The 25,869-nt window shown below is 50.0% G+C and carries 20 protein-coding genes and 1 pseudogene; 11 read left to right on the top strand and 10 right to left on the bottom strand.

Annotated elements, in window-relative coordinates; all coding sequences use genetic code 11:
• Nucleotides 1-32 precede the first annotated feature (32 nt).
• The 3 genes from ABWW03_RS11995 (at nt 33) to der (ending at nt 3,438) form a co-directional block, all read left to right on the top strand.
• Nucleotides 33-713 (top strand): YfgM family protein, encoded by a 681-nt coding sequence (locus tag ABWW03_RS11995; protein ID WP_353408576.1) that lies wholly within the window; start codon nt 33-35, stop codon nt 711-713.
• Between the two features lies 1 nt (nt 714).
• Nucleotides 715-1,851, top strand: a complete 1,137-nt coding sequence (bamB, locus tag ABWW03_RS11990) for an outer membrane protein assembly factor BamB (protein WP_353408575.1) — start codon at nt 715-717, stop codon at nt 1,849-1,851.
• 180 nt (nt 1,852-2,031) lie between these two features.
• Nucleotides 2,032-3,438 carry a ribosome biogenesis GTPase Der gene (der, locus tag ABWW03_RS11985; RefSeq protein WP_353408574.1) on the top strand — a complete coding sequence of 469 codons (1,407 nt, stop codon included), beginning with the start codon at nt 2,032-2,034 and terminating at the stop codon, nt 3,436-3,438.
• Between the two features lie 85 nt (nt 3,439-3,523).
• Here der and ABWW03_RS11980 read toward each other — a convergent pair whose 3' ends face one another.
• From ABWW03_RS11980 to xseA, 3 genes are all read right to left on the bottom strand, one after another.
• On the bottom strand, nt 3,524-5,029 hold the full coding sequence (locus ABWW03_RS11980; protein ID WP_353408573.1) for an alkaline phosphatase: 1,506 nt from the start codon (nt 5,027-5,029) through the stop codon (nt 3,524-3,526).
• A gap of 23 nt (nt 5,030-5,052) precedes the next feature.
• Nucleotides 5,053-5,550 (bottom strand): NUDIX hydrolase, encoded by a 498-nt coding sequence (locus tag ABWW03_RS11975; RefSeq protein WP_353408572.1) that lies wholly within the window; start codon nt 5,548-5,550, stop codon nt 5,053-5,055.
• Between the two features lie 138 nt (nt 5,551-5,688).
• Nucleotides 5,689-7,032: an exodeoxyribonuclease VII large subunit gene (gene xseA / locus ABWW03_RS11970; RefSeq protein WP_353408571.1), complete on the bottom strand. Its 1,344-nt coding sequence runs from the start codon at nt 7,030-7,032 to the stop codon at nt 5,689-5,691.
• A 391-nt stretch (nt 7,033-7,423) separates the two neighbouring features.
• Between xseA and guaB the strand changes: the two genes are divergently transcribed.
• The 4 genes from guaB (at nt 7,424) to ABWW03_RS11950 (ending at nt 13,065) form a co-directional block, all read left to right on the top strand.
• Nucleotides 7,424-8,899, top strand: a complete 1,476-nt coding sequence (gene guaB / locus ABWW03_RS11965; protein WP_353408570.1) for an IMP dehydrogenase — start codon at nt 7,424-7,426, stop codon at nt 8,897-8,899.
• Between the two features lie 75 nt (nt 8,900-8,974).
• Nucleotides 8,975-10,552, top strand: coding sequence for a glutamine-hydrolyzing GMP synthase (gene guaA / locus ABWW03_RS11960; protein WP_353408569.1), 1,578 nt, complete (start codon nt 8,975-8,977; stop codon nt 10,550-10,552).
• A 72-nt stretch (nt 10,553-10,624) separates the two neighbouring features.
• Complete coding sequence (locus ABWW03_RS11955) at nt 10,625-12,472, top strand: alpha/beta hydrolase family protein (RefSeq protein WP_353408568.1); 1,848 nt, start codon at nt 10,625-10,627, stop codon at nt 12,470-12,472.
• 11 nt (nt 12,473-12,483) lie between these two features.
• The gene (locus ABWW03_RS11950) at nt 12,484-13,065 is read left to right on the top strand and encodes a thymidine kinase (protein ID WP_353408567.1); all 582 of its coding nucleotides are present in this window, start codon (nt 12,484-12,486) and stop codon (nt 13,063-13,065) included.
• A gap of 92 nt (nt 13,066-13,157) precedes the next feature.
• On the opposite strand, the gene ABWW03_RS11945 is transcribed toward ABWW03_RS11950, so the two are convergent.
• Genes ABWW03_RS11945 through ABWW03_RS11935 form a run of 3 tightly spaced genes read right to left on the bottom strand, consistent with a single transcriptional unit; the run spans nt 13,158 to nt 16,482 of the window.
• Complete coding sequence (locus ABWW03_RS11945) at nt 13,158-15,179, bottom strand: NADPH-dependent 2,4-dienoyl-CoA reductase (RefSeq protein ID WP_353408566.1); 2,022 nt, start codon at nt 15,177-15,179, stop codon at nt 13,158-13,160.
• 48 nt (nt 15,180-15,227) lie between these two features.
• Nucleotides 15,228-15,629 (bottom strand): nuclear transport factor 2 family protein, encoded by a 402-nt coding sequence (locus tag ABWW03_RS11940; RefSeq protein WP_353408565.1) that lies wholly within the window; start codon nt 15,627-15,629, stop codon nt 15,228-15,230.
• A gap of 10 nt (nt 15,630-15,639) precedes the next feature.
• Nucleotides 15,640-16,482, bottom strand: coding sequence for a crotonase/enoyl-CoA hydratase family protein (locus tag ABWW03_RS11935; protein WP_353408564.1), 843 nt, complete (start codon nt 16,480-16,482; stop codon nt 15,640-15,642).
• A 119-nt stretch (nt 16,483-16,601) separates the two neighbouring features.
• Here ABWW03_RS11935 and ABWW03_RS11930 point away from each other — a divergent pair, with 119 nt between their 5' ends.
• Together ABWW03_RS11930 and ABWW03_RS11925 are read left to right on the top strand one after the other, a co-directional pair.
• Nucleotides 16,602-17,201, top strand: a complete 600-nt coding sequence (locus ABWW03_RS11930) for a TetR/AcrR family transcriptional regulator (RefSeq protein WP_353408563.1) — start codon at nt 16,602-16,604, stop codon at nt 17,199-17,201.
• Between the two features lie 189 nt (nt 17,202-17,390).
• Nucleotides 17,391-17,516 (top strand): hypothetical protein, encoded by a 126-nt coding sequence (locus ABWW03_RS11925; protein WP_353408562.1) that lies wholly within the window; start codon nt 17,391-17,393, stop codon nt 17,514-17,516.
• Nucleotides 17,517-17,666: 150 nt separating this feature from the next.
• On the opposite strand, the gene ABWW03_RS11920 is transcribed toward ABWW03_RS11925, so the two are convergent.
• The 4 genes and pseudogenes from ABWW03_RS11920 to ABWW03_RS11905 form a co-directional block, all read right to left on the bottom strand.
• On the bottom strand, nt 17,667-18,053 hold the full coding sequence (locus ABWW03_RS11920; protein ID WP_353408561.1) for a hypothetical protein: 387 nt from the start codon (nt 18,051-18,053) through the stop codon (nt 17,667-17,669).
• Between the two features lie 105 nt (nt 18,054-18,158).
• Nucleotides 18,159-19,871: pseudogene (locus ABWW03_RS11915) on the bottom strand (putative bifunctional diguanylate cyclase/phosphodiesterase).
• 1,364 nt (nt 19,872-21,235) lie between these two features.
• Nucleotides 21,236-23,860, bottom strand: a complete 2,625-nt coding sequence (gene acnB / locus ABWW03_RS11910) for a bifunctional aconitate hydratase 2/2-methylisocitrate dehydratase (protein ID WP_353408560.1) — start codon at nt 23,858-23,860, stop codon at nt 21,236-21,238.
• A 401-nt stretch (nt 23,861-24,261) separates the two neighbouring features.
• Complete coding sequence (locus ABWW03_RS11905) at nt 24,262-24,483, bottom strand: hypothetical protein (protein ID WP_353408559.1); 222 nt, start codon at nt 24,481-24,483, stop codon at nt 24,262-24,264.
• A gap of 241 nt (nt 24,484-24,724) precedes the next feature.
• Between ABWW03_RS11905 and ABWW03_RS11900 the strand changes: the two genes are divergently transcribed.
• On the top strand, nt 24,725-25,180 hold the full coding sequence (locus ABWW03_RS11900) for a DUF1289 domain-containing protein (protein ID WP_353408558.1): 456 nt from the start codon (nt 24,725-24,727) through the stop codon (nt 25,178-25,180).
• A gap of 74 nt (nt 25,181-25,254) precedes the next feature.
• Nucleotides 25,255-25,860, top strand: coding sequence for a tRNA-(ms[2]io[6]A)-hydroxylase (locus tag ABWW03_RS11895; RefSeq protein WP_353408557.1), 606 nt, complete (start codon nt 25,255-25,257; stop codon nt 25,858-25,860).
• Nucleotides 25,861-25,869 lie beyond the last annotated feature (9 nt).

Genomic DNA, 25,869 nt, shown 5'->3' with positions numbered 1-25,869 from the left:
ATAAACAGGTTTGCAGGTAATTAGGAGTTACAGTGGCAGAACATCTCACTGAAGAAGAACAATTAGAAGCCATTAAACGCTGGTGGGACAACAACGGTAAAAGTTTGTTGACCGCAATTTTGTTGGGTATTGCAGCTTACTCAGGCTTTCAATTCTGGCAGAACAAACAACAGGCTCAGGCTGAAGCGGGCTCTGTGGTTTACGAAGAATTGTTACAGGCGGTTGGTGCCCAAAATCCAACTGAAGAGCAACAGAGCACCGCTAAATACCTGGCCAAGCAATTGGTTGATGAGCACAGTGGCAGCTTTTACGGTGTGAGTGGTGATTTGTTTTTGGCGAAGTTGGCCGTGAAAGACAATGATCTGGATTCGGCCGCCAAGCACTTAAACTCGGCTTTGGCACAAGGCCCGAGTGATGCTCTGCGTCCTATTGTTTATCAGCGTCTCGCAAAAGTTCAGGCGGCGAAAGGCGACTATGCTGGCGCCTTAGCGAGCCTGGATAAAGGTCAGACTCAGGCGGTGCTTGCTTCCTATGCCGAAAGCCGCGGTGATATCTACTTGGCTCAGGGCGATAATGATCGCGCACGAGCTTCCTATCAATTGGCAATAGACTCCCTGGCAGCGGAAGATTTTGCCCGCCGTCAGCCATTGCAAGACAAGTTGGCGGGTGTCCCTGTTGTTGCCTTAGCCAAGCAGGATGGAGACGCTCAATAACATGAAAAAGCCAATTGCACTGCTGTTACTTTCCGCTGTTATTGCCGGTTGCTCCTCTACGGATGAGATCAACCTTGAACCTATGGAATTAGTGGATTTCGAGCCGACGGTAGAGTTGGATGAAGTCTGGTCAAAGGATATCGGTGCCGGTCAGGACACGCGTTTTAGCCGCCTGACCCCGGTGATTTCTGAAGGCATACTGTTTGCTGCTGGCTCTGAAGGTGAGGTGGTTAGCCTCAACCCGGAAACCGGGCGCGAAAACTGGTCGAAAGATCTGGATAGAGAGCTGGCCGGTGGTGTTGGTGCCGGTCCGAATAATATTTTCCTGGGCAGTTACAGTGGCACGGTATACGCCCTGTCTCGCGAGGATGGCAGTGAGCGTTGGCAGACCAAATTGAGCAGCGAAATCCTGTCTGCACCTCAAAGCAATGGTGAAGTGGTTGTGGTGCAGACCCTCGACGGTCGCCTATATGGTTTGAATGCCGAAAATGGTGAGCAGATCTGGCGCTACGACAATCCGGTTCCTGTTTTGACCCTGCGCGGCACAGCCAATCCTGTCCTGTTTGCTGATAAGGTGTATGCCGGTTTTGCTTCTGGCAAAGCGGTTGGTCTGCGCATCACTGACGGTGTTCAGGTGTGGGAGCAGCGCGTGGCTATTCCCCAGGGTAAGACTGAGCTTGAGCGTGTCGTCGATATTGATGCTACGCCCTTGTTGCAAGGTAATATTCTCTACGCTTCGGCCTACCAGGGGCGTATCATGGCGATCAATCGCGCCAACGGTCGTCCTATGTGGGCGACAGACTCTTCGAGCCATAAAGACATCAGTGCGTTGAATGGCACCATCTTTGTTTCCGGTGCCGATGATCGTCTGCGTGCGTTGAACAGTGCCAATGGTGATCAGCTTTGGGAGAACGACACGATGCTGCGCCGTGAGCTGGGTGCGCCTCAGGCCATCAGTTCTTATGTCGCAGTGACTGATTTCGAGGGTTATTTGCATTTGCTGGATCGCGAAGACGGTCGCTTTGTAGCACGCGAGAAGGTCGATGGTGATGGTGTTCGTGCCAGCATGATCAGCGATGGCGAACGGTTGTATGTCTACGGTAACAGCGGTGAGCTGGTTGCCTACCGCATTCAATAATTGTTGTTCTGATTGAGCTTGCAAAAAGGGCCTTAAGGCCCTTTTTTATTGCGTAGAGCCCGCAGATTCGGGCAAAACTTGCTACTACTGAGAAAATCCCTATACTCGCGGCCCACGGAAAACGCCATAATGGGCCATAATATTCTGAATGTCGCCCTACAGACTGTACTGGATTAATACATGATACCTGTAATTGCCTTGGTTGGACGCCCGAATGTGGGTAAATCGACCATGTTTAACCGCCTGACTCGTAGCCGGGATGCCCTGGTTGCCAACTATGCTGGCCTGACACGAGACCGTAAGTATGGCGAGGGCGAGATTAATAAGCGCCAATTTATCGCGATTGATACAGGTGGTATTACCGGTGATGAAGAGGGTATCGATTCGGCGATGGCTGAACAGTCCTTATTGGCGGTTGAAGAGGCAGATGTGGTCTTGTTTCTGGTTGATAGTCGCGATGGCCTGACAGCGGCCGATGAGATGATCGCGGACCATCTGCGAGTGAACAACAAAAAGACCTATCTTGTGGCCAATAAAATCGATGGCCAGAATCACGACGTGGCAATGGCGCCATTCTATGAATTGGGTTTGGGTGAAGTCTACGGCACTACGGCGACTCAAGGGCGTGGCGTTAAGTCCTTAATGGAAATGGTGCTGGAAGAATTTCCGGAAAATGTTATTGAGGATGCCGAAGAAGATGAAGCCAAGGGCATCAAAATGGCTATCGTCGGTCGCCCAAACGTGGGGAAATCCACCTTGGTGAATCGCTTGCTCGGCGAAGATCGGGTTGTGGTTTACGATATGCCCGGCACAACGCGTGACAGTGTTTATATTAATTATGAACGCAATGAAAAGCCGTACACCATTATTGATACTGCAGGTATTCGTCGCCGGAAAAACGTTAAAGAATCTGTTGAAAAGTTTTCCATCGTGAAAACCCTTCAGGCAATCAGCGATGCGAATGTCGTTGTGTTGTTGGTGGACGCCACCGAGGGTTTGGTTGATCAGGATCTGCATTTGATGGGGCATGTGATTGACCAGGGGCGAGCTTTGGTTGTCGCGCTCAATAAGTGGGATGGTTTAGATAGCGAGCATAAGGAGTTTGTGAAAAACGAACTGGAACGGCGTTTGCGTTTTGTCGATTTTGCCGATATTCATTTTATTTCTGCTTTGCACGGCACTGGGGTGGGGCACCTGTATGAATCCATTGAACAGGCCTACGGCGCAGCGACCGATAAGCTGACAACAAATCACCTAACCCGTATTTTGCAAGACGCTGTGGCAACGCATCAGCCACCTATGGTGGGCGGCCACCGTATTAAGTTGCGCTATGCCCATGCGGGGGGTAAGAACCCTCCAATTATTGTGATCCATGGCAACCAAACTGAGTCGGTACCCAGTCACTATAAAAAGTTTTTGGAAAAAACATTTCGCCGAGTTCTGGATTTGCACGGCACACCAATCAAATTGGAATTTAAATCCACTGACAACCCCTATGCGGGTAAGAAGAATGAATTAACGTCTCGCCAGGCTGCGAAAAAACGCCGCTTGATGGAGCATTACAAAAAGTCCAAAAAGAAAAAATAGTCGCTTATCGATTTTAATCAAAAAGCCGTGCACTAAAAAAGGGAGCGATACGCTCCCTTTTTTAGTGCTGTTTGAGTTTGCCTGACTAACGTTCGGCATCCAGTTCGGCCGCGTGGTTAATGGCATGGAATATATAATTTTGCTCAACGACGCCGTTAAACAGGTGTGCCCAGGGGCCACGTGCGTAGATGGCAACATCTTCGCCGGCATGGGTTTCTGATTCAAATGGAATCAACGCTTGTTGCTTGTAGTCATCGCTTAAAGCTTCTTCATCCGTAGCGTGAGGGCGAGGGCCGTGGGTATGGGCGCCTGGGCCATTGGCGTAGGACAGGGTGGTGTAGGGTTTGCCATCCAGGGCCAGGGTGGGGGTTAGGACTGGACGACCTTTTTTGTCGAGGCCCTGTGACAGACCTAAAATTGGGTTGCCGCGATGCGCATAACCCTGAATCACAAAGGTATGGGAATGGTCGGCGGTTACGACGATCAACGTGTCTTCTTTGTCGGTTTTACGCATGGCCATTTCGACGGCATCGGCCATGGCGACACCGTCGGCCAATGCGCGCTTGGCGTTACCTGCGTGGTGGGCGTGATCAATACGACCACCTTCTACCAGTAGGAAGTAACCCTCGTCATTCTTGCCGAGAATATCGATGGCTTTTTCGGTCATTTCAGCCAGTGAAGGTTCGCCGCCGCGGTCTTTGCCGCGGTCAAGTTCGTATTCCATATGAGAGCTGTTGAACAGCCCAAACAGCTTGTCAGTTTTTTCGGCGTCGACTTTATCAAAACCCTTTTGATTCCAAACGTATTTGCCATCCGGGTGCAGCTCTTGCCACTCTTCAATCAGGTTTCGGTCGTCGCGACGTTTGCCGAATTCACCTTCTGGGTCGCTGATGTTCTTTGGTAAAAAGTGACGACGACCGCCGCCCATGGCTACTTCGATGCCGTCGCCATAAGGGAATTCAATCAATTGTTGAGCGATGTCTTTGCAGCCCGCTTCACGGTCGCCCGCACTGAGGTGGCTGTCGTCCTCAAAGTTCCGGTCCGAAGAGTGGGCATAAGTGGATGCCGGGGTAGCGTGAGTTAGGCGAGTGGTGGTTACGACGCCTGTTGATCGGCCATCAAGCTCGGCCAGTTCGAGCAGCGTGGCGGCATGATTCTGTAAGGCTGCACGACAGTCACCTCGGTCGATGCTATCGTTCACCGAAACCAATCCCATTTTGGTTTTAATGCCAGTCATGATCGCGGTTGCAGTGCCGGCTGAATCGGGAGTCTGGGCGTTGGTGTTGTAGGTTTTCGACAGTGCCATATGAGGAAAGTGTTCGTAAGACAGTTGGTAATCTTCACCTTGTCCACCGTCAAGTTGGCCTTTGTAAATCCGGGTTGCGGTTACGGAAGCAATGCCGTTACCGTCGCCGACAAACACAATGACATTTTTTGCTTTTTGTTCAATGTTTTTGCGCTTCAGTATTGATTGCAGTTGCGCTTGCCCTTGCTCAAACCAAGGGTCACTTTTTTGATGGGTAATGCTGTCATCACTACAGCCACTCAGCACCGCAATGCCGAGTGACAAGCAGACTAGGTTCTTTTTCATACTTGAATAAGCCTGATTCGATTTTATGGTTCAGTTTGATTGGCCTTGGATTGATTGAGATAGTCCATCAACCAGGCGCGTTGATAGGAAAAGCGCCATTGTACCGCAGGGATAAGCGTTGGGTTAACCCAGCGCGCGCTCAGAATCTCAATGTTATCTTCCGGGTCGGGTCGGGTACCAGCTTTTGATGTGCAACTGAACAGTTGGAAACCGTTGTCGAAGGTCTTGATCATTTCAATAGCGTTGACGGCAACGCCGGTTTCCTCAAAGGTTTCCCTCTCAGCGGTTTGTGCCGGTGTTTCCCGCCAACGAAATCCGCCGCCGGGGAAATTCCATTCACCATTGTGCTGTTGGACCATCAATATACGGTATTCACCACCACTGGCCTCATGCTCAAGCAAACAGCCGGCGTTGGCCTGGCCAGAGCCGGCTGTAGGGCTGTTCAACAGGTCGCAGGCGCTGAGAGTAATGCAGCTGCCCAGCAGAATAAAAGTGCGGCTAAATGCAGTATGTCTGTTCAAACTGATCATCCGTATATGTTCGCTCGTTGTTTGCTGTGGACTGTCGGTTAATGGTGGCTCAATCCGGGGTCTGTTACCCAATCGAGCATTTAAGCAGTGTTTTGCAACACTTTGATGACACCCCTACAAAAGGTAAGTTTACTCGCTTGTGTGGCATGCTTCCACACGGCAATTCAAGGTGCCCTCATTCAATTGCACCGAGACGGCATCACCCTCAGCACTGTCGGCTGCGCGTTTCAGAATATGACCTTGTTCGTTGCGGGTGATGCTGAAGCCCCTGTGCAGTACCGCCAGGGGGCTTAAGGCATTGAGTTTTTCCATCTGAGTGTGCAGAGCCAGCTCGTGACGCTCGATGCGATGGCTAATCAGCCTGTTCAGCTGTTTGCGTTGTGAGTTTAACCGCTCGCGCAGTGGCAGAATACGTTCCTGCGGGTGCTGCTGAGAGAGTCTCAGTTGGAGTTGTTCCTGGCGATGCTTTAAGCGTGTGGCTTGGCGTTGCCAGGCTTGCTGCAGGCGCAATTCCAAATTGTCGAGCTGCTGGGCTTGCTGTTCCAAAGTTTGACCGGGATGGCGCAAACGACGTTGCAGCTCCTGCAAACGCAGTTTTTCGGTTTTCAGTTTGCGCTGGCATGCCTGGCCGAGCAAGATGGCATTGCCGAGCAATTGTTGCTGAAGGGCTTCTCGATCTTGGCTGAGTAATTCCGCTGCCGCAGACGGTGTTGGTGCGCGCAGGTCAGCAACAAAGTCAGCAATAGTGACATCGACCTCGTGGCCAACGGCTGAAACCACCGGGATTTCACTGTTTACGATGGCGTAGGCTAGGGCTTCATTGTTAAACGCCCAAAGGTCTTCCAGTGAGCCACCACCACGGGTCAGCAATAATACATCGCAGCATTGGTGTCGGTTGGCGATGCTAATGGCTTCAATCAATTGTGGTGCTGCAGTATCGCCTTGCACCTGGCAGGGTAAGACCAGGGCCCTTGTGTTGGGGCTGCGTCGTTCCAGGACACTCAGTACATCTCTGACTGCCGCACCGGTGGGTGAGGTGATGATGCCAATGCGACCAATGTTTTCGGGTAGAGGACGTTTGCGTTCCTGAGCCATCAAGCCTTGCTGAAACAGTTGGTTTTTTAATGCCTCGAACTGTGCCTGCAAATCTCCAGCGCCCGCGGGCTGCATATGCTCAATAATGAGTTGATAATCACCGCGACCTTCATAAAGACTGACTCTGGCGCGCACCAGTACTTTATCGCCATTATTGGGGTTGAACCGCAACATCTGGTTGCGGTTACGGAACATGGCGCCGCGAATCTGAGCAGAGGGGTCTTTAAGGGTGAGGTACCAATGACCCGAAGAGGGGCGAGCGAAGTTTGAGATTTCGCCTTCCAGCCAGATGAGGGGAAGGTGGGTTTCCAAAAGTTGCTTAGCTTTGCGGTTGAGCTGGCTAACACTTAATACTTGGCGTTCTTGAGCTTGGTTCATAGCGGTATTGTAGGCGAACTGCTGGACTGAGCACAGGACCAAATCCGCATAATGTCTCTAAGGCCAAATTTTTGTGCTCCCTGGCGCAGAGCCCGCCTGAAGAAGAGGGGGAGGGTTTATCTTGGCTTAACGGGATGTGCTTGGGGATTGCTAAGAGGGATACAAGCCCGCATTCCGGGCAGATGGATAGCCCACTGTCTATTTACCCAGCTGTGGGAAATCTATATAATTGCCGGTTTATCTAAAAGCCGGCCTGGCTCCTGTGGCTAAGCCCGATGGTGCTGTGAAAATCCCTGTAAAGTGAGTGGAAGAAAGGCGCCGAAGGCAGCTTTAGGCGACCGTATTTCCATTTTGACGCTGGCACCGTTTATTTTTGAGGTTCTCCAAAACAATGTTGCGTATCGCACAAGAAGCTTTAACGTTTGACGATGTACTCTTGGTTCCCGGTTACTCTGAGATCACCGCGAAAGATGTTTGTTTGAAATCTCGCATTAGCCGCGATATTGAACTGAATATTCCGTTGGTGTCTGCCGCGATGGACACGGTGACGGAAGCTCGCCTGGCCATTGCTATTGCTCAGGAAGGTGGCATCGGTATCATTCACAAGAGCATGACTATTGAAGGTCAGGCGGCGGAAGTTCGCGCTGTGAAAAAATTCGAGGCTGGTGTTGTTCGAGATCCTATTACGATTGAATCATCCGCGACTATCCGCGAGTTGGTGACCTTAACGGTTGAGAATAAGTTTTCCGGTTTTCCTGTGCTCGATAATGGTGAGTTGGTTGGTATCGTAACGGCGCGCGACGTTCGTTTTGAACCGAACCTGGACGCTACTGTTGCCGACATTATGACACCTAAAGATAAGCTGGTAACGGTTTCTGAAGGTGCGCCACTGGATGAAGTTCAGATCCTGTTGCATCGTCATCGCATTGAAAAAGTGATGGTGGTTAATGACGCATTTGAGCTGACAGGTTTGATCACCGTAAAAGATATTACCAAAGCCGAGCAATACCCGAACGCGTGTAAAGATCCTGAAGGTCGCCTGCGTGTCGGCGCTTCTGTTGGCACCAGCCCAGACACCGATGATCGGGTAGCGGCTTTGGTTGCTGCAGGCGTTGATGTTTTGGTTGTTGATACGGCGCATGGCCATTCTAAAAACGTTCTGGACCGCGTTCGTAAAATCAAAGCGGATTATCCTGAGGTGCAGGTCATTGGCGGAAACATTGCTACTGCTGCGGCCGCGAAAGCGTTGGTTGACGCGGGAGCTGACGGTGTAAAAGTGGGTATTGGTCCTGGTTCCATTTGTACGACGCGTATCGTTTCTGGTGTGGGTGTGCCACAGATTTCTGCGATCGCCAATGTGGTTGATGCATTGAAGGACACTGGCGTTCCCGTTATCGCTGATGGCGGTGTACGTTTCTCTGGGGATATAGCCAAGGCGATTGTTGCCGGTGCCCACTGTGTGATGATGGGTTCTATGTTTGCGGGTACAGAGGAAGCACCTGGTGAGGTGGAGTTGTATCAGGGGCGTACCTATAAAGCCTATCGTGGTATGGGTTCATTGGGCGCCATGGCAAAAACCCAGGGCTCCTCGGACCGTTATTTCCAGGATGCCAGTCAGGGTGCGGAAAAACTGGTTCCCGAAGGCATTGAAGGGCGTGTGCCTTATAAAGGCCCAATGTCAGCCATCGTGCATCAAATGATGGGCGGCTTGCGTTCATCCATGGGGTACACCGGTTCACGCACCATCGATATCATGCGCACTCAACCTGAGTTTGTTCGGGTGACTGCAGCGGGCATGGGGGAATCCCATGTGCACGATGTGCAAATCACTAAAGAGGCGCCCAACTACCCGGTGGGTGGGCGCTAAGCACGAACGATTATTGATTGTATAGGTCAGCTTTTAAGCTGGCCTTTTTTGTTTATTAGGCGACAAGACAGTTCTATGACTCAAGATATTCATGCTCAACGCATTTTGATTTTGGATTTCGGCTCACAATACACCCAGCTGATTGCGCGTCGCGTACGTGAGATCGGTGTGTACTCTGAGATTCGCGCTTTCGATATGACCGAGGAAGAAATTCGCGATTTCGACCCTCGCGGTATCGTGTTGGCGGGCGGCCCCGAGTCGGTGACAGAAGGGGAATCACCTCGCGCACCAGAATGCGTGTTCACTATGGGTGTTCCTGTTTTGGGAATTTGTTACGGCATGCAAACCATGGCGGAACAGCTCGGCGGTAAAGTCAGCACCTCTGACTTGCGGGAGTTCGGCTACGCGCAAATTAAAGTTCATGGCCGTGGCGCTTTGTTGAACGATATCCGTGATCATGTCGACCACGATGGGGGCTCACTGCTGGATGTTTGGATGAGCCACGGTGATAAAGTCAGTGAGATGCCTGAAGGCTTTGAATTGATGGCATCTACTGAATCCTGTCCAGTTGCTGGTATGTATTGTGAAGAACGTGATTTATACGGCGTACAGTTTCACCCGGAAGTTACGCACACCCTGCAAGGCAAACGTATTTTTGAACACTTCGTTCTGAAACTGTGTGGTTGCGAAGCGTTATGGAATCCTGCGAATATTGTCGAAGACGCTATCCAAAAAGTTCGTGAGCAGGTAGGTGGTGACAAGGTACTGTTGGGCTTGTCCGGTGGTGTGGATTCATCTGTGGTTGCCGCTTTATTGCATAGAGCGATTGGTGATCAGTTAACCTGCGTGTTTGTGGATAATGGCTTGCTTCGTAAAGACGAAGGTGATCAGGTCATGGACATGTTCGCCAAAAACATGGGTGTGAAGGTTATTCGCGCGGATGCCGAAGAATTGTTCTTAGGTAAGCTCAAGGGCGTTGCCGATCCGGAAGACAAACGCAAAATTATCGGTAACACCTTTATTGAAGTGTTTGATCAGGAGGCCGCCAAGTTAAAAGACGTTAAATGGTTGGCGCAAGGGACGATTTATCCTGATGTGATTGAATCTGCTGCGGCTAAAACGGGCAAAGCCCATGTGATCAAGTCTCACCACAATGTGGGTGGCTTGCCGGATGATATGGATTTTGAGTTGGTTGAACCGCTGCGTGAATTGTTTAAAGACGAAGTGCGTAAAATCGGTTTGGAACTGGGCTTGCCTTACGACATGGTATACCGTCATCCATTCCCCGGTCCTGGGCTGGGTGTGCGCATTTTGGGTGAGGTGAAGAAAGAATACGCCGACATTCTGCGTGAAGCAGATGCAATATTCCTGGAAGAATTGCACGCGGCTGACTGGTATCACAAAACCAGCCAAGCGTTTGCGGTATTCTTACCTGTGAAATCCGTTGGGGTAGTGGGCGATGGTCGCCGTTACGAGTGGGTAGTTTCTTTGCGTGCTGTAGAAACGATCGACTTTATGACCGCTCGCTGGGCGCACCTGCCTTACGATCTTCTGGAGCGCTGCTCTAATCGTATTATTAACGAGATTTCAGGTGTGTCGCGCGTGGCTTACGATGTCTCCAGTAAGCCGCCTGCAACCATTGAGTGGGAATAAGCCCACATTGGTTTAAAGAAGGGAGCGCTGGTCGCTCCCTTTTTCATGGAAGGTGCAAAAGGAAGAGTTGATATGAAACCACTTGCAAAATGCTGGGTTATGATGTTGTTGTGTTTTAGCTCCACGCTTTGGGGCGAAGCGACCACTCAAGTTGAGGCGGAGGCGTTTGCGAAGCTGCCGCGCTTCAGTTCTCCCGTGATTTCCCCAAATGGTCGGTACCTGGCGGCCAAAATGTCGGATGGCAACAAAAGTTATGTTGTTATGCGGGATTTGCAGGATGCTAGCGGAAAATTGACAAAGCTGTCGGATGGCAAGTATTACATCAACTGGTTTCAATGGGCGAATAATGAACGCTTATTGTTAAGTGTACGCAAGAATAAAAAAATACGAAATCATGTGTTGTCCGTTTCTACGATAGGAAGCGTTAAACGTGATGGCAGTGACCCGATTTTTTATAAAGCCAAACCTAATCGAAAGGGATTCTTCAAGCGTAATCCGAGTCTGGTGAGCTTGATCAAAAACGACCCAGAGCATGTCTTACTGGTGTTGGATGATTCCCGTAATAGCTGGGCCTCGCCAGTAGTACATAAGGTCAATCTGGAAAGCGGCAAGCGAACCCGGGTTCAAGATAATCCCAATCGAGTTTCTAAATGGATTGCGGATGAAAATGGTGAGCTTAAAGTGGGCATCCGATATGAGCAGGGTGCGAACGGAAAGTCGGCCGAGTTGTTGTTACGTAATAAAGACACGGCTGAGTGGGAGGTAGTTCAGGCGACGGACTATTTCGATGAAAATCGAATTCAGGCTGTTCGTATGAAACCGGGCAGTTCTCATATTTTATTGGTTGAAGGCCGTGGGAAAGAAGGCCTTGAACGTTATTTGAGAGGTGGAAATCTCAAGGAATTTGATATCAATACTCTAACGCTCGGCGAAGAGTATCAAAACGACGACTATCAGCGCATCAAAGAGGATGTGGAATTTTTGCTTGCTGACGATAAGATTCATATTGTCAGCCGAAACCAAGATAGCAATGTATTTGTACTGCTCGCAATGCGGAGTAATAAGCCCAATCGCTATTATGTGTTCGATTCAAAAACAGGCCAGTTGAATTATTTGGCTTCCGAATATCCACATCTGGATAACTTGCCTCTGTCAAACAAGCAAATGGTTCAGTATTCGGCTCGGGATAGCTACCAAATTCCTGCGTATTTAAGTTTGCCTGTTGGCGAGCGGAAAGGGAAGTTGCCAACGGTCGTTCTGGTTCACGGTGGGCCTCATGCTCGTGATTTTGCCGGGTTTGACCCAATGGTTCAGATGCTGAATAACCGAGGTTATGCGGTCTTGCAATCACAGTTTCGAGGCTCCGACGGCTTCGGTGATGAGCACCGAAAGGCTGGCATGAAGCAGTGGGGCAAACGTATGCAAGATGATGTTGCAGACGGCGTCAGGTGGTTAGTGAAAGAGGGAATCGCCGATAAGGAAAGAGTGTGTATCGTTGGTGCGTCCTATGGCGGCTATGCCGCCGCGATGGGTTTGGCTAATGACCCTGATCTGTATCGATGTGGTATCAGTATCAATGGTGTTCTTGACTTTCCTCTGTTGAGGCGTGATATAAGAGATTATGGTCTTTATAAGGCTATCCAGCGCGAAGGCTTGAACGATGACGGCGAGGCTGAGAACGTGTCCCCGGTCCATCAGGCCAAACGCATCAGTGCACCTTTGCTGTTGTTTCATGTAAAGGGGGATGCCGTGGCCTTTATTGATCACAGCCGCCGAATGAATGAAGCCATGCTCGCTAACGATAAATCTGTCGAGTATATTGAGCTCGCTTGTGGCGAACATTGGCGTACGGACAATAAACAGGAAGTTGGGAAATTTGAAGCAGTGGATCGCTTTTTAAAGACACATCTTGCTCCATGATTTGAGGTTTTATGGCACAGCTTTATTTCTATTACTCGGCAATGAATGCGGGTAAATCGACAGCATTACTGCAGTCGGCATACAATTATAAAGAACGGGGGATGCAGGTGGAGATCTTCACCGCTGCCCTCGATGATCGTTATGGTCGGGGAAAGGTCACCTCGCGTATCGGCTTGCACGCTGATGCCCATTTGTTTCAGGCGGAAACCAATTTGATGTCCGCTATTGAGGTCTTGCATACCGCGAGTCCGATGAATTGTGTGTTCATTGATGAAGCCCAGTTTTTATCAAAAGAACAGGTGAAGCAGTTGTGTCGGGTAGTCGATGAGTTGAATATCCCTGTTCTTGCCTATGGTTTGCGAACCGACTTTCTGGCGGAGACGTTTGCAGGCAGCCATTATCTGTTGGCTTGGGCTGACAAATTGGTGGAGCTGAAAACCATTTGCCACTGTGGCCGGAAAGCAAACTTTGTCGTTCGTCGAGATGAAAATGGCCGTGTTGTGCGGGAAGGAGAGCAGGTACAGGTTGGTGGCAATGACAGCTACGAATCCATGTGCCGCAAACATTTTGCGGAGTTGGTCTGGGAGCCTTAAAACCGGTTTTAGTTGTGTTGGCGTTAGGTAAAAGCGCAGAAAGCCGGCATGTGCATTGCACTTGCCGGCTTTTCTTTGGGTTCAATAGCCTATTAAATCGTGGCGGCCAATCGAGTGCCCTGGTCGATAGCGCGCTTGGCGTCCAGTTCGGCAGCAACATCAGCACCACCAATCAGATGGTAGGGCTTACTCAAACCCTCTACGAGTTCGCGCAAAGGTTCCTGGCCGGCACAGACAATAATATTATCCACGTCCAATACCTGCTGACTGTCGCCATGACTGATGTGCAGGCCTTGCTCGTCAATTTTGTCGTACTGGCAACCAGGAATCATTGTCACGCCTTTGTTGATGAGCCCGGTGCGATGAATCCAGCCAGTGGTTTTCCCCAGTCCGCCGCCAACTTTGGAGTTCTTGCGTTGCAGGAGGAAAACTTCACGGGCAGGCGTTGAAACATTGGCTTTCACGCCTTCGATTCCGCCTCGCGCTTCCAGACTCATATCAACACCCCATTCATCCATAAAGGCTTCGATATTTTGGCTGGTGGCCTCGCCGGAGTGCACCAGATATTCTGACACATCAAAACCGATGCCGCCGGCGCCAATTACCGCGACTTTCTTCCCGACAGGTTTCTTGTGTTTCAGCACATCCAGATAGCTGAGTACTTTGTTACTGTCGATGCCTTCGATATCCGGTGTGCGGGGATTGATGCCGGTGGCAATAACAACTTCATCATAATCACCATCGTTCAGGTCGTCGGCATTGACTTTTTTACCCAGAACCACGCTGACGCCAGTGAGTTCGAGCTGTTTGTCAAAATAGCGAATGGTTTCGTAAAACTCTTCCTTGCCGGGAACCTGTTTGGCGACATTGAATTGACCGCCAATCTCATTGGCGGCATCAAATAAGGTGACCTCGTGTCCTCGACTTGCTGCAGATGTCGCGAATGCCAAACCGGCCGGACCTGCACCGACAACCGCAATTTTTTTCACCGCCGTTGTTGGCAAAAGATTTAACTCAGTTTCGTGGCAGGCACGGGGGTTAACCAAGCAGCTGGTCATTTTCCCGCTGAAAATGTGATCCAGGCAGGCTTGGTTACAACCGATGCAGGTGTTGATTTCGTCGCTTTTGCCTGCCGCGGCTTTACTCACAAAGTCCGAGTCCGCCAGGAAGGGGCGAGCCATGGAGACCATGTCAGCGTCGCCGCGCTGCAAAACCTCTTCAGCCACTTCCGGCGTATTGATTCGATTGGACGTCACTACAGGAATTGGTAGCTCGTCTTTGAATTTTGCGGTCACCCAGGTAAAGGCGGCGCGAGGTACTTTCGTCGCAATAGTGGGAATGCGAGCTTCGTGCCAGCCAATGCCGGTGTTAATAATGGTTGCGCCGGCTTCGGCAATGGCTTTGCCCAGCGTCACGATTTCTTCATAACTGCTGCCGCCTTCGACGAGGTCAAGCATAGACAGACGATAAATAATAATGAAGTTTTCGCCCACCGCTTCGCGTACTCGACGAACGACTTCGACGGGAAGACGCATTCGATTTTCATAGCTGCCACCCCAGTCATCATCACGTTGATTTGTGCGTGCTGCGAGAAACTGGTTCAGGAAGTAACCCTCGGAACCCATAATCTCGACACCGTCGTAATTTGCTTTTTGAGCCAGTACCGAAGTGCGAACAAAATCTTGAATCTGCTGCTCGATTTCGTCTTCAGTTGCAGCTGAGGGTTTAAAGGGATTGATGGGCGCTTGGATAGCAGATGGAGCAATGGGGTTTTCATTGAAGGCGTAGCGACCGGTGTGCAAAATCTGCATGCAAATTTTGCCGTCTTCGGCATGAACCGCTTCGGTAATTTGAAGATGATCTTTAACATCGTCTTCGGTTTTCAGGCTTTTGGTGTGTTCATGGGTCGCTGCCCGGTCATTTGGACCGAAGCCTCCGGTGACAATCAGGCCTACGCCACCGCGGGCACGCTCGGCGAAAAACGCTGCCATGCGCGCGTGACCATTGGGTGCTTCTTCCAAGCCTGTGTGCATAGAGCCCATTAACGATCGATTGCGCAATGTAGTGAAACCGAGATCAAGTGGCTCCATCAATTTAGGGAAGTGTTGAGTCATTTCCAATACCTTTTCAAGCTAATTATTGGTCGTCTGGGCGACTTAATATTATGTCGGTTGTTTGAGCAGGCCGGCATCTTTAAAGCGCTGAGTCATAATCTCAGCCAACCTGGCAAGTCCGTTGAGTGGTCGCACCATCACTTCAAAGTGGACGATTTGGCCCTCGTCGTTCCATTCAATCAGGTCGATACCCCGAATGTTTTTATCTTCTACTTTACAGCTGAATTCCAACGCAAAATGATTGCCGTCCACCCATTCACGGTGATAGGTAAAGTCTTGAAAAATCTCGAGTACCTGACAGAGAATAAAGTGGGCGACGTGGCCACCTTCCTTCGCTCCCCAGAATGTAGGTGAATGAAAAACCATATCGGGATGTAGCAACTCAGCGAGTGCATCTGTGTCTTTGGTGAGAAAGGTGTTGTGCCATTTTTCCAAGCGTGGATCGTTCATCACGTGCTCCTTATTCTTTGATTGCCGGACCAATTTCAGCCAAGTCTTTAAAGACGGGTTCCCGTTTTTCCATCTTGGCGCTGAAAGTTTCCATCATGTCTGTTTCGGGTTGGAACATACCGGTTTGCCAGATGCTCATATAACGCAGGCTATCGGCGGTACTGTGGTCGCGGGTGTAATTAATCATCTCTTTACAGCCGCTGACGGCGAGAGGTGAATTGCCGGCGATTTCGTGAGCAATTTTCATTACCTCATTCAGCATGGTTTGCTGGTCGCTGAAGACCTGATTGACCAAACCGCAGGCTTTGGCTTCCTCGGCGTACATACGACGACCGGTGTAGGCCAGTTCGCGGGCGAGTCCTTCTGGAATCAGTTTGGGAAGACGTTGTAGGGTGCCGACATCTGCTGTCATACCGATTTTGGTTTCATAGACGGTGAAGAAGCCTTCCTCGGTGATGTAGCGGCAGTCGCAGGCGGTGGTCATGTCCACTGCACCCCCGATGCAGCCGCCCTGGATGGCCGCCAGAACAGGGATGCGACAGTTTTCGAGTGCGCTGAAGGTATCTTGCAGTTCGGTCACCATATGACGCATACGCTCGTGCTTACGGCCCAACTCGAGATCATACTGTAAACCACCTTCTGTGAAGACGGCGAGATCCATGCCGGCGCTGAAGTGCTTACCGGTCGAGGAAATCACGATGACTCGGGCGGCGGCCTCACGATCGATCTTTTTCACCGCCTCTGGAAGCTCTCGCCAGAAGGCGGGCACCATTGTGTTGAGTTCGTCAGGGCGGTTGAGCTCGATATGAGCAATGTGGTCGGCGATGTTCACGCTGAAAGTGGTGTAGGTCATTATTATGGACTCCGTTAACTGAGCACTGTCAAGATGACTCAGGGTAAGGCTTGATTTTGACAGTGTCAAGATGTGCTGATACATTGTTCGGGTGCTTAATGACAGCTAGTAGGGCATAGATGACAGTAGTAAAGAAAAATTATCACCATGGTGACCTGAAAGGGACGCTCGAAGACGCTGCGGTGGAGATTCTGCGTGAGGTCGGGGTAAATGGCCTCTCAATGCGCAAGCTTGCTGACCGTGTTGGTGTCTCCCGAAGTGCGCCATATCATCATTTTGAAGACAAAAAAGCGTTGCTGAATGCCATTGCTCACCGTGGTTTTATTCTGCAGGGCATGGCAATTGATGCTCAGGAACCGGAGGCGGGCAGCAGTTTCCGGGAACAAGTGAAGAGCTTCGTTCATGCCTATGTGACCTGGGCGGTTGAGCATCCTGAGTACTATGATCTCATGTTCGGTCGAGAGGTCTGGCAAGAGAATAACCCACCCGATGAGTTTGCTCAGGAGTCTCGAGGCTATTTCAGACGCTATGTGGCGCGTGTTGAACGTTGGCAGGACAGCGGCGACATATCCCGTGATCTCAGCGCTCTGCGCTTTGCCCAGGTTAGTTGGAGCAGTTTACACGGCATCAGTCGCCTGTTGATCGATGGTATCTATGTCGATAAGAAAGCCCAAACGGCAATATGTGACGCTGCGGCGAATATATTTTTCAAGGCCTGAGGGCTTCTTTTACGCCTCTCTCGAAGTCAGTTCTTGATCTGGCTCAAGTAATGCCCTTTTTAGTGCTTCCATCTGCTGTGGCCGATTGTCTCAATTGATCCGCATCAATATCTCAGCTGATGCTTGATTTAGTATGTGCTCATACAAGATCAAAACAGAAAAATCTATCAGCTCTGAGAGGAACTCGCCATGTATTTAGATGATGCTGTAATTGCCGGCGTTGTAATTGTGGTTGCGACTACTGTAATAACCTTGTACATCGGCCGTTTTATGTACCGCCATGTAAAAGACGATATTAACAAGAGCGGCAAGTAAGTTGTTGATCTGACGATTTGCCTTCGGGCAAAACCACCGGCTAGGCTGTGTTGTATAGTCGGTGGACCTTTTCTTCGAGCGCTTTTTCAGGCACTTTTAAAGGTGCTTTCATCAAGTGCTTTCCGCATCATTGCGCCAGCATCCCATCGTTCAATTCACTAAAAATGATGCCGACAGCGTGCAAACTCCAATGGCCAATAGTGATGGCCAGCCAATATGTTTTCCGCGACTTGCGATCAAATCAAAAACGCCGATGCCAATAAATGCCAGGCCGGTGTACAGCAATATGCCGTGATTCAAGTTGTCGATGTCGAAGGCCAGTAGATACAGTATCACGGCCAATAAAAACCATAAAACGGACGTCAGGTGCCACGCAAACCTGAGAATGAGTCGAGCGAATTCATTCTCGAGAACCTTATTTCCCCGGTATTTGAACATGGGCTTAATAAGAAAATGTTCGCCCGCGATGGAATGCAGTAGGGCAGTGATGATCAGAAAGGCAATGGCGGCAATAATAAGATAGTCGAACCCAGTCATTTTCATTCCTTACTTGAGTGTGACGACATGAGCTTTTATTCATTCTACGCGAATTAATGAGGAGACTGAATCGTTTGTGATTGGCTGTTTAGGTTATTCAGATAACTACAGTGAAATTTCCCGTTTATGGTGATTAATCACAAATTGCAGTAGCTCATTTTCGCTCAATGGTTTGCTGAAATAAAATCCCTGGTATTGCTCACAGGCGTGTTGTTGCAAAAAGAGAAGTTGCTCGTGATTTTCAACGCCTTCTGCGACCACGTTGAGATTCAGGTGGCGAGACATGGCCAAAATGGTTTCTACGATGGCATCGTCATCCGGGTCTTGGCCAATGTCGGAAATAAATGAGCGATCGATTTTCAATTCATTGATGCTCAAATGTTTGAGGTAGGCGAGGGATGAATACCCAGTGCCAAAATCGTCAATCGAAATTTGGAAGCCGTGGGATTTCAGGCGACGAAGTTTCTCCTCGGTTGACTTGGCATCCTGCATCAAGACATTTTCCGTGATTTCGAGTGTGATATCGCAGGGTTTGATTTGGTAATGAGTGCAGGTGTGCAGGAGCTGGCGAACAATATTGCTTTGATTAATTTGCAGTGGACTCACATTGATGGCCATGGTGAAACCGCTGAGATATTGTTTTTGAATTTCGCTCAGGGTGGCCATGGCCATTTCAAACACCCAGTTACCCAGTTCAGTAATCAGGCCGGTTTCTTCAGCAATGGGAATGAAGTCGGTGGGTGATACCCACTCTCCGTCGGGCAATTGCCAGCGACACAATGATTCGGCGCCCACCAGCTTGCCGCTTTGATCGATTTTAGGTTGAAAGCGCAGCTCAAAACCGTTGCGTTTAATGGCCTCCCGCATTTTGCTCTCAAGATGCAAACGATGGTCAATACTGCGCTGCATTTCGAGTTCAAAGAAACAGATGGAATTCTTGCCGAGGTTCTTGGCTTGATACATGGCGGTATCGGCATGTTTCAAAATGTCGGCTACCGGTGTTTCCTGGGAATTAAACAGGGTCACGCCAATGCTGGGGGTTAAATGGAATTCATGGCTTTGATAGACGATTGGTGGCGAGAAGGTGCTGCGTATTTTCTCAGCGATCTTTTATGTGTTAATCGTTGCCATACGCTTATTGGCAAAGTTGGCCGGGATTAGCATGACAAACTCATCACCCCCAAAGCGGGCGATGGTGTCTTGATTGCGGGCCGTGGCCTGTAAACGCTGAGCGACTTCGATCAAAACCGCATCCCCCACGGCGTGCCCGAGGGAGTCGTTAATGTATTTGAAGTTATCCAGGTCCATAAACAATACGGCGCCATAACACTGGTTTCGGTCTGCAAACGCTACGGCCTGATTGAGGCGGTCCATAAACAAGTTGCGATTGGGCAGGCTGGTCAGTGAATCGTAATACGCTTGGCTGGAAATCTTAATTTCGGCTTCTTTTTTCTCAGTTATGTCCCTAATGGTTAAATGGGCGAGGCGTCGGTCATCTTCGGAAGGAATTTTGCTGAGAGTGATGTCAGCAAAAAACATTCGACCCTTTAGATCACGACAGCGCCATTCGTGTTTTAAGGGTTGCCCAAAATGCGCGGAGCGCAGAGTGCGAATAAACTGAGTACGCAAACCGCTGTTTTTTTCGTCATTTTCGGCCAGGAGATCAAATAGATCCAAATCTCGAACCTGGCTGTGGTTGCCGAGTTGCAGTAGTTCAACCGCAGCGGTGTTGCACAGGGTGGGAATGCCGGACTCGAGAAGAATCATGGCATCAGATGAGTGGTCAAACAGGGTGCGGTATTGCCGTTCACTCACCATCAGGGCTTGTTGAATACTGTGCCGTGTCTTTAAATCATCACGCAGCTTTTGGTTGAGGCGAATCAGTTCGGTGGTACGCTCGGCGATACCTTGTTCGAGGCTTTGCTTGGCATTGAGTAGCTGGGCTTCGGTGTCTTTGCGTTGTTCTACCTCGGAGGCCAGCGAGGCGTATGTTGAATTCAAATCTTGTTCTACCGAGCGCAGGTATCGGATGACGACATAACTCAGCAGGGCGAAGGAAAATAGTGAAAGGCCAAGGAATATAGCGAGTTTTCGCTTGTGGGCAATCATCATTTCAGTAATGTCGACGGCTGCCATGTGAACCATCGCAAGGCTTTTTTCACTGTCATAAATCTTTCGCAAACTGCCCTGGTATTCCCGCCCTTGATAGGAGAAACGCAGTTCTTTTATGTTTTTAAGCCAGCGTTGTTCTTGTTCAATATTAATGGCTGAAAGTTTGTCAAAATCGTTATGTATCAGTGTAAAACTGCCACTGTCCAGCGAGTCAAGGCTAATTTCCGGGTTGGTCGCGTTCTGTTGAGGGCGATCCTTGGAGGTCGCGATTAAAGAAAAAATATTATATTGTTTGGCGAGGCCCAACATTTTTTCGGAAGCGGGTTTGGCAATCTCGAAATAGCCGTGAACCTCTTCTCCTTCTCGCACATCATCCATGACGCATAACAACACGCTGCCTTCGGAAGAAACTTCCAAGTGCCAAGTGGATGGTGTGTCGGGTAGATTCAGTAAATAAAGATCGTGACGGTCCAGGCTTAGACCTTTGCGATCTTGCAGGCCTTGAAGCTTGGTATCTTTTCCGTAGAAGGCGAGATGATGAATGTCGTGTTGAGCACTCAGTTCCTGATATTGCTCAGCGAGGGTGCTGCGAACTTGATTGGCATTTTTGGCGATATAAAGATTTTCGTTTTTTCGTCCAATCTCGAGGAGTTTTTCGGCGTCTTGTGAAATGGCTTCCCAAAAGGCGAGATTATAGTCGCGCAGTCGATCTTGAATAAGTTGGCGCATGAAGCCTTGCTGATGGTCGATCATACCCCAAACACCACCGGCGATAAGCAAGACAAACGCCGTGGCAACAATGATTTGGATGTTATTTTTTTGTGCCGACCAATTCTTCATAAACTACTGCGAAAGTATTAGGCATTTTTCATTATAGGTGCTTAATAAGTTTATACACAATACTTAAATGATTTTGAGAAAGTGGACTGAGCAGCGTCTCGAACGGCGCTGGGAAAGGTAGCAATGGCGTGCGGAAAACTACTGTTGAAATCCAGGTTCGAGGAAGAGAGTGAAAGTGACACAAAAAACCCCGCATGAGCGGGGTTTTTTGTAGGGTTGCTAGGTGTCGATTACAAGGAAACTTCCTGAATTTCTACCGCAGCAATCTTTTTGCCTTCGTCGTGCTTCGCTTGGAATTCAGCGATCTGATCGAAATTCAGATAACGATAAATGTCGTCAGCCATTGCATCGATATTTTTCGCGTACTCCATGTACTCAGCAGGAGTGGGCAATTTGCCCAAAATGGCGCCCACTGAAGCCAGTTCGGCTGATGTCAGGTAAACATTCGCGCCATCGCCCAAACGGTTAGGGAAGTTACGCGTTGAGGTAGACAATACGGTGCTATTTGGTGCAACGCGTGCCTGGTTACCCATACACAATGAACAGCCTGGCATTTCCATACGGGCGCCAGCACGTCCGAAGACATTGTAGTAGCCTTCTTCCATCAACTGATGCTCGTCCATCTTGGTTGGTGGTGCCAGCCACATGCGCGTAGAGATGCCACCATTGTGTTGCTCAAGCAACTTACCGGCCGCACGAAAGTGGCCAATGTTGGTCATACAAGAACCAATGAACACTTCGTTGACCTCGTCGCCTGCTACATCAGACAGCAGCTTGGCGTCGTCTGGGTCGTTCGGGCAACAAACGATAGGCTCTTTAACATCGGCCAGATCAATTTCGATCACCGCGGCGTATTCCGCATCGGCATCGCCTTTCATCAGGCTTGGGTTTTCCAGCCACTCTTCCATCTTCTGAGCGCGGCGCTCGAGAGTGCGTGGGTCACCGTAACCGTCGGCAACCATTGAGCGCAGAAGGGTGATGTTAGAGGTCAGGTATTCTTTAACGGCGTCTTCTTCCAGCTCAATGGTACAGCCAGCAGCGGAGCGCTCAGCAGAGGCATCAGACAGTTCGAACGCCTGTTCAACGGTCAGGTCCTTCAGGCCTTCAATTTCAAGAATGCGGCCAGAGAAGATGTTCTTCTTACCTTTCTTCTCAACGGTCAGCAGGCCTTCCTGAATCGCGTAGTAAGGAATAGCGTGTACCAGATCACGCAAAGTGATGCCTGGCTGCATTTCGCCTTTGAAGCGAACCAATACTGATTCAGGCATATCCAGAGGCATAACACCGGTGGCGGCCGCGAAGGCTACCAGGCCAGAACCTGCAGGGAAGGAGATGCCCATTGGGAAACGAGTGTGAGAATCGCCACCCGTACCCACGGTGTCCGGCAGCAGCATACGGTTTAACCAAGAGTGGATAACACCATCGCCCGGGCGCAGGGAGACGCCACCACGAGTCATGATGAAGTCTGGCAGGGTGTGCTGGGTGCTGATATCAACAGGCTTTGGGTAAGCCGCGGTGTGACAGAAAGACTGCATGGTCAAGTCGGCAGAGAAGCCCAGGCAGGCCAGGTCTTTCAGCTCATCACGAGTCATTGGACCAGTGGTGTCCTGGGAGCCAACGGTAGTCATCTTAGGCTCGCAGTAGGTACCAGGGCGCACGCCTTGACCTTCAGGCAGACCGCAGGCGCGACCAACCATTTTCTGACCCAGTGAGAAACCTTTGTCGCTTTCTGCTGGGGTGTCAGGTTGGCGGAATAAATCGGATACAGGCAGGCCCAGAGATTCGCGAGCCTTGGCGGTGAGGCCGCGACCGATGATCAGTGGGATACGACCGCCAGCTTGAACTTCATCCAGAATAACGTCGGACTTGAATTCAAACTCAGACAGCACTTCGCCAGACTCGGACAGGATCTTGCCTTCGTACGGGCGAATTTCAATAACATCGCCCATGGCCAGTTTTTCAACAGGGGCTTCGAATACCAGTGCGCCGGCATCTTCCATGGTGTTGAAGAAGATCGGAGCGACTTTACCACCGATACAAACACCGCCACCGCGCTTATTGGGAACGCCAGGCAAGTCATCACCGAAGAACCACAGTACGGAGTTGGTTGCTGATTTACGGGACGAACCGGTACCAACAACGTCGCCAACGAAGGCAACTGGCAGGCCTTTGGCCTTAATCGCGTCCACCTGAGCCATTGGGCCGGTAACGCCGTGCTCTTCAGGCTCCAGGCCGTCACGAGTCATTTTGTACATGGCGCGGGCGTGAACTGGGATGTCTGGGCGACTCCAGGCATCGGGAGCAGGGGATAGGTCATCGGTATTGGTTTCACCAGTAACCTTGAATACTGCCATTTTGATGCTTTCGGCAACCTTGTCTTTGCCGGTAAACCACTCAGCGTCAGCCCAGGACTGAATCACATTTTTGGCGACTTCATTGCCGGCTTTGGCTTTCTCTTCCACGTCGTGGAAAGCATCAAACATCAGAAGTGTGCCTTTCAGCTGTTCGCCTGCCAGGGCAGCCAGTTTGGTATCATCCAGCAACTCAACCAGAGTGGCGATGTTATAACCGCCCAGCATCATGCCCAGCAGCTCAACGGCTTTCTCGGCACTGACCAGTGGGCTTGAGGCTTCGCCTTTGGCGACCGCAGACAAGAAACCCGCTTTCACGTAAGCTGCTTCGTCAACGCCTGGTGGTACACGGTTAGTGATCAGGTCTACCAGGGTTTTTTCTTCACCTGCAGGTGGGTTTTTTAGCAGCTCAACCAAGCCAGCCACTTGCTCAGGGTTTAAAGGCTTTGGTGGCACACCTTCGGCGGCGCGTTCTTCCACGTGTTTACGATAAGCTTCAAGCACGGTTGTCATCCTCTATTTTAGTTTGGAAGGTCGATGCTCAGACCTTCAGCTCGCCCACAGATTCTAGACCCTGGGGCAGACAAATGCCGGTTTCGTGTTTGGTTTTTAGTTTGGACGATAACAGGGTAGTCGCCTGTAAAAAAACTACCAAAATCACATGACGCGGCATTTTGGGGCGCATATTTTAGCGCAAAGCGGCTTTGCTGTTAAGAAAGGCTGGGATAAAACTCGCTTATGCCCGCTATTCATCGGCTCGATAATGGCGGGCTAAGCTATTGAAAATAAAAGTGAAAATTCTTTGTCGCTGTTGCCAGAAGGGTGTCTGCTTGTGGAACCGCTTCGCGTTCGGGTAATGCTGGCGCCTGAATCGTTGTTTGGTTGATTTGTGTCCAAAAAGCTCCTCAGCAGCCTCGGGTAACCACAATTTCTTCGGTATCAAGGTGTTCCAGTTGGAAGTCGATAAAGCTTTTTAAGTCATTAATTCCTCGACTTTGGGCCATTTTTTGTAGCAATACTCCCAAAATTGCCTGGCTCAGGGCGTCTGCTGAGGAATGATCACTGGCATCGGCTTCGCTCAGGGCATTGCTGATCAATGTTTCAGCCGCTTGGTATTCTCCACTCATACTAGGTCTCTCTGTCTCAATGCTGTGGTTATGGTATAGGCTGCTGGTTTTGTTTGCTTGGCAGCGAAATGCCCACATCATAGTGCATTGATTACAGGATTCGCCATGACCTTGAGCAAAAAAGCGGTACAATCCCCTGTGTCTTGAATCCTCGTTCTGAGATGATCACTTGATGCTTTATTTTTGATAGCTGCTCCGTTAAGGTGCGCGCTTTTACCCAGTCAGCAGGAATCGATTGAGAATGTTAAAACGAGTTCGTACCCCATGTGTTGGCGTGTGCTCCGCGAGTCTGGGAGACAATGTGTGCCGGGGCTGCAAACGTTTTAGCCACGAAGTGATCGATTGGAATGCCTACAGCGAAGAACAACGTCGAACCATCGCCCAGCGTTTGGAAGGTTTTTTGCAGCAGGTAGTGGCCAATAAAATTGCGGTGATCGATTCGGAATGCCTGAAAACCCAAATGCACCACCAGAACATCCGTTTTGATGAGCAGCAAGACCCCCATTGCTGGGTATTTTCCCTGTTGAAAGCCGGCGCCTCTCAGGTCTTGCCGGAAGAATTTGGCCTGGAGTTGCAAGGGGTGTGGCGAGAGCAGGCATTGGTTGAGATTAAAGAGGCTATCGATCAGGATTATTACGCACTGTCTTGTGCCTATTACGACCGTTATATCGCACCGGGAAAGGTACAGGAAGGTTGATCGCATTAGCGATTTGCTCACAACATTTGTTCACAACAACAGCGCAATGCGAATTAAGGAAGCTGTACAACGACATGACTGACCTTACGGAAATTCATAATTTTTTACTGTGTGAGACCCCGGATGCCTGGATTGATCAGGCGCTGGAGCACCAGGATCTGATGCTGATCGATCACGCCAATTGCGAGAAAAAAGCAGCGGGTACAGCAATGAACCTTATGTACCGCTATGTTTCCGATTTTGAGCTGCTCAATAAAATGTCTCGCCTGGCACGCGAAGAGTTGCGTCACTTTGAACAGGTGATTGCAATCATGGAGGCGCGGGGCATTGAATACCCTCAAATACAGGCTTCGCGCTATGCTGCCGAATTGAGAAAACCTATCCGTACCCATGAGCCTGAGCGTTTAATTGATACCTTGATTGTTGGCGCCATTATCGAAGCACGTTCCTGTGAACGCTTTAATAAACTGGCACCCAAACTTGATGAGGAATTGAAGAAATTTTATCTGTCATTGCTGAAGTCAGAAGCCAGGCATTATCAGGATTATCTTGGTTTGGCCAAAAAGGCGGCGGCGGGGGAATCCATTGATGATCGTGTAGCGTTGTTTCTAGAGTTGGACAAAGAGTTGGTGCAAAGCAAAGATTCCGAGTTTCGCTTTCACAGTGGGCCAGTACGATAAGTATTGTGA

Origin of the sequence: Pseudoteredinibacter isoporae (assembly GCF_040372805.1) — a bacterium.
Lineage (GTDB): Bacteria > Pseudomonadota > Gammaproteobacteria > Pseudomonadales > Cellvibrionaceae > Pseudoteredinibacter > Pseudoteredinibacter isoporae_A.
This window is presented reverse-complemented; position numbering and strand designations above follow the sequence as displayed.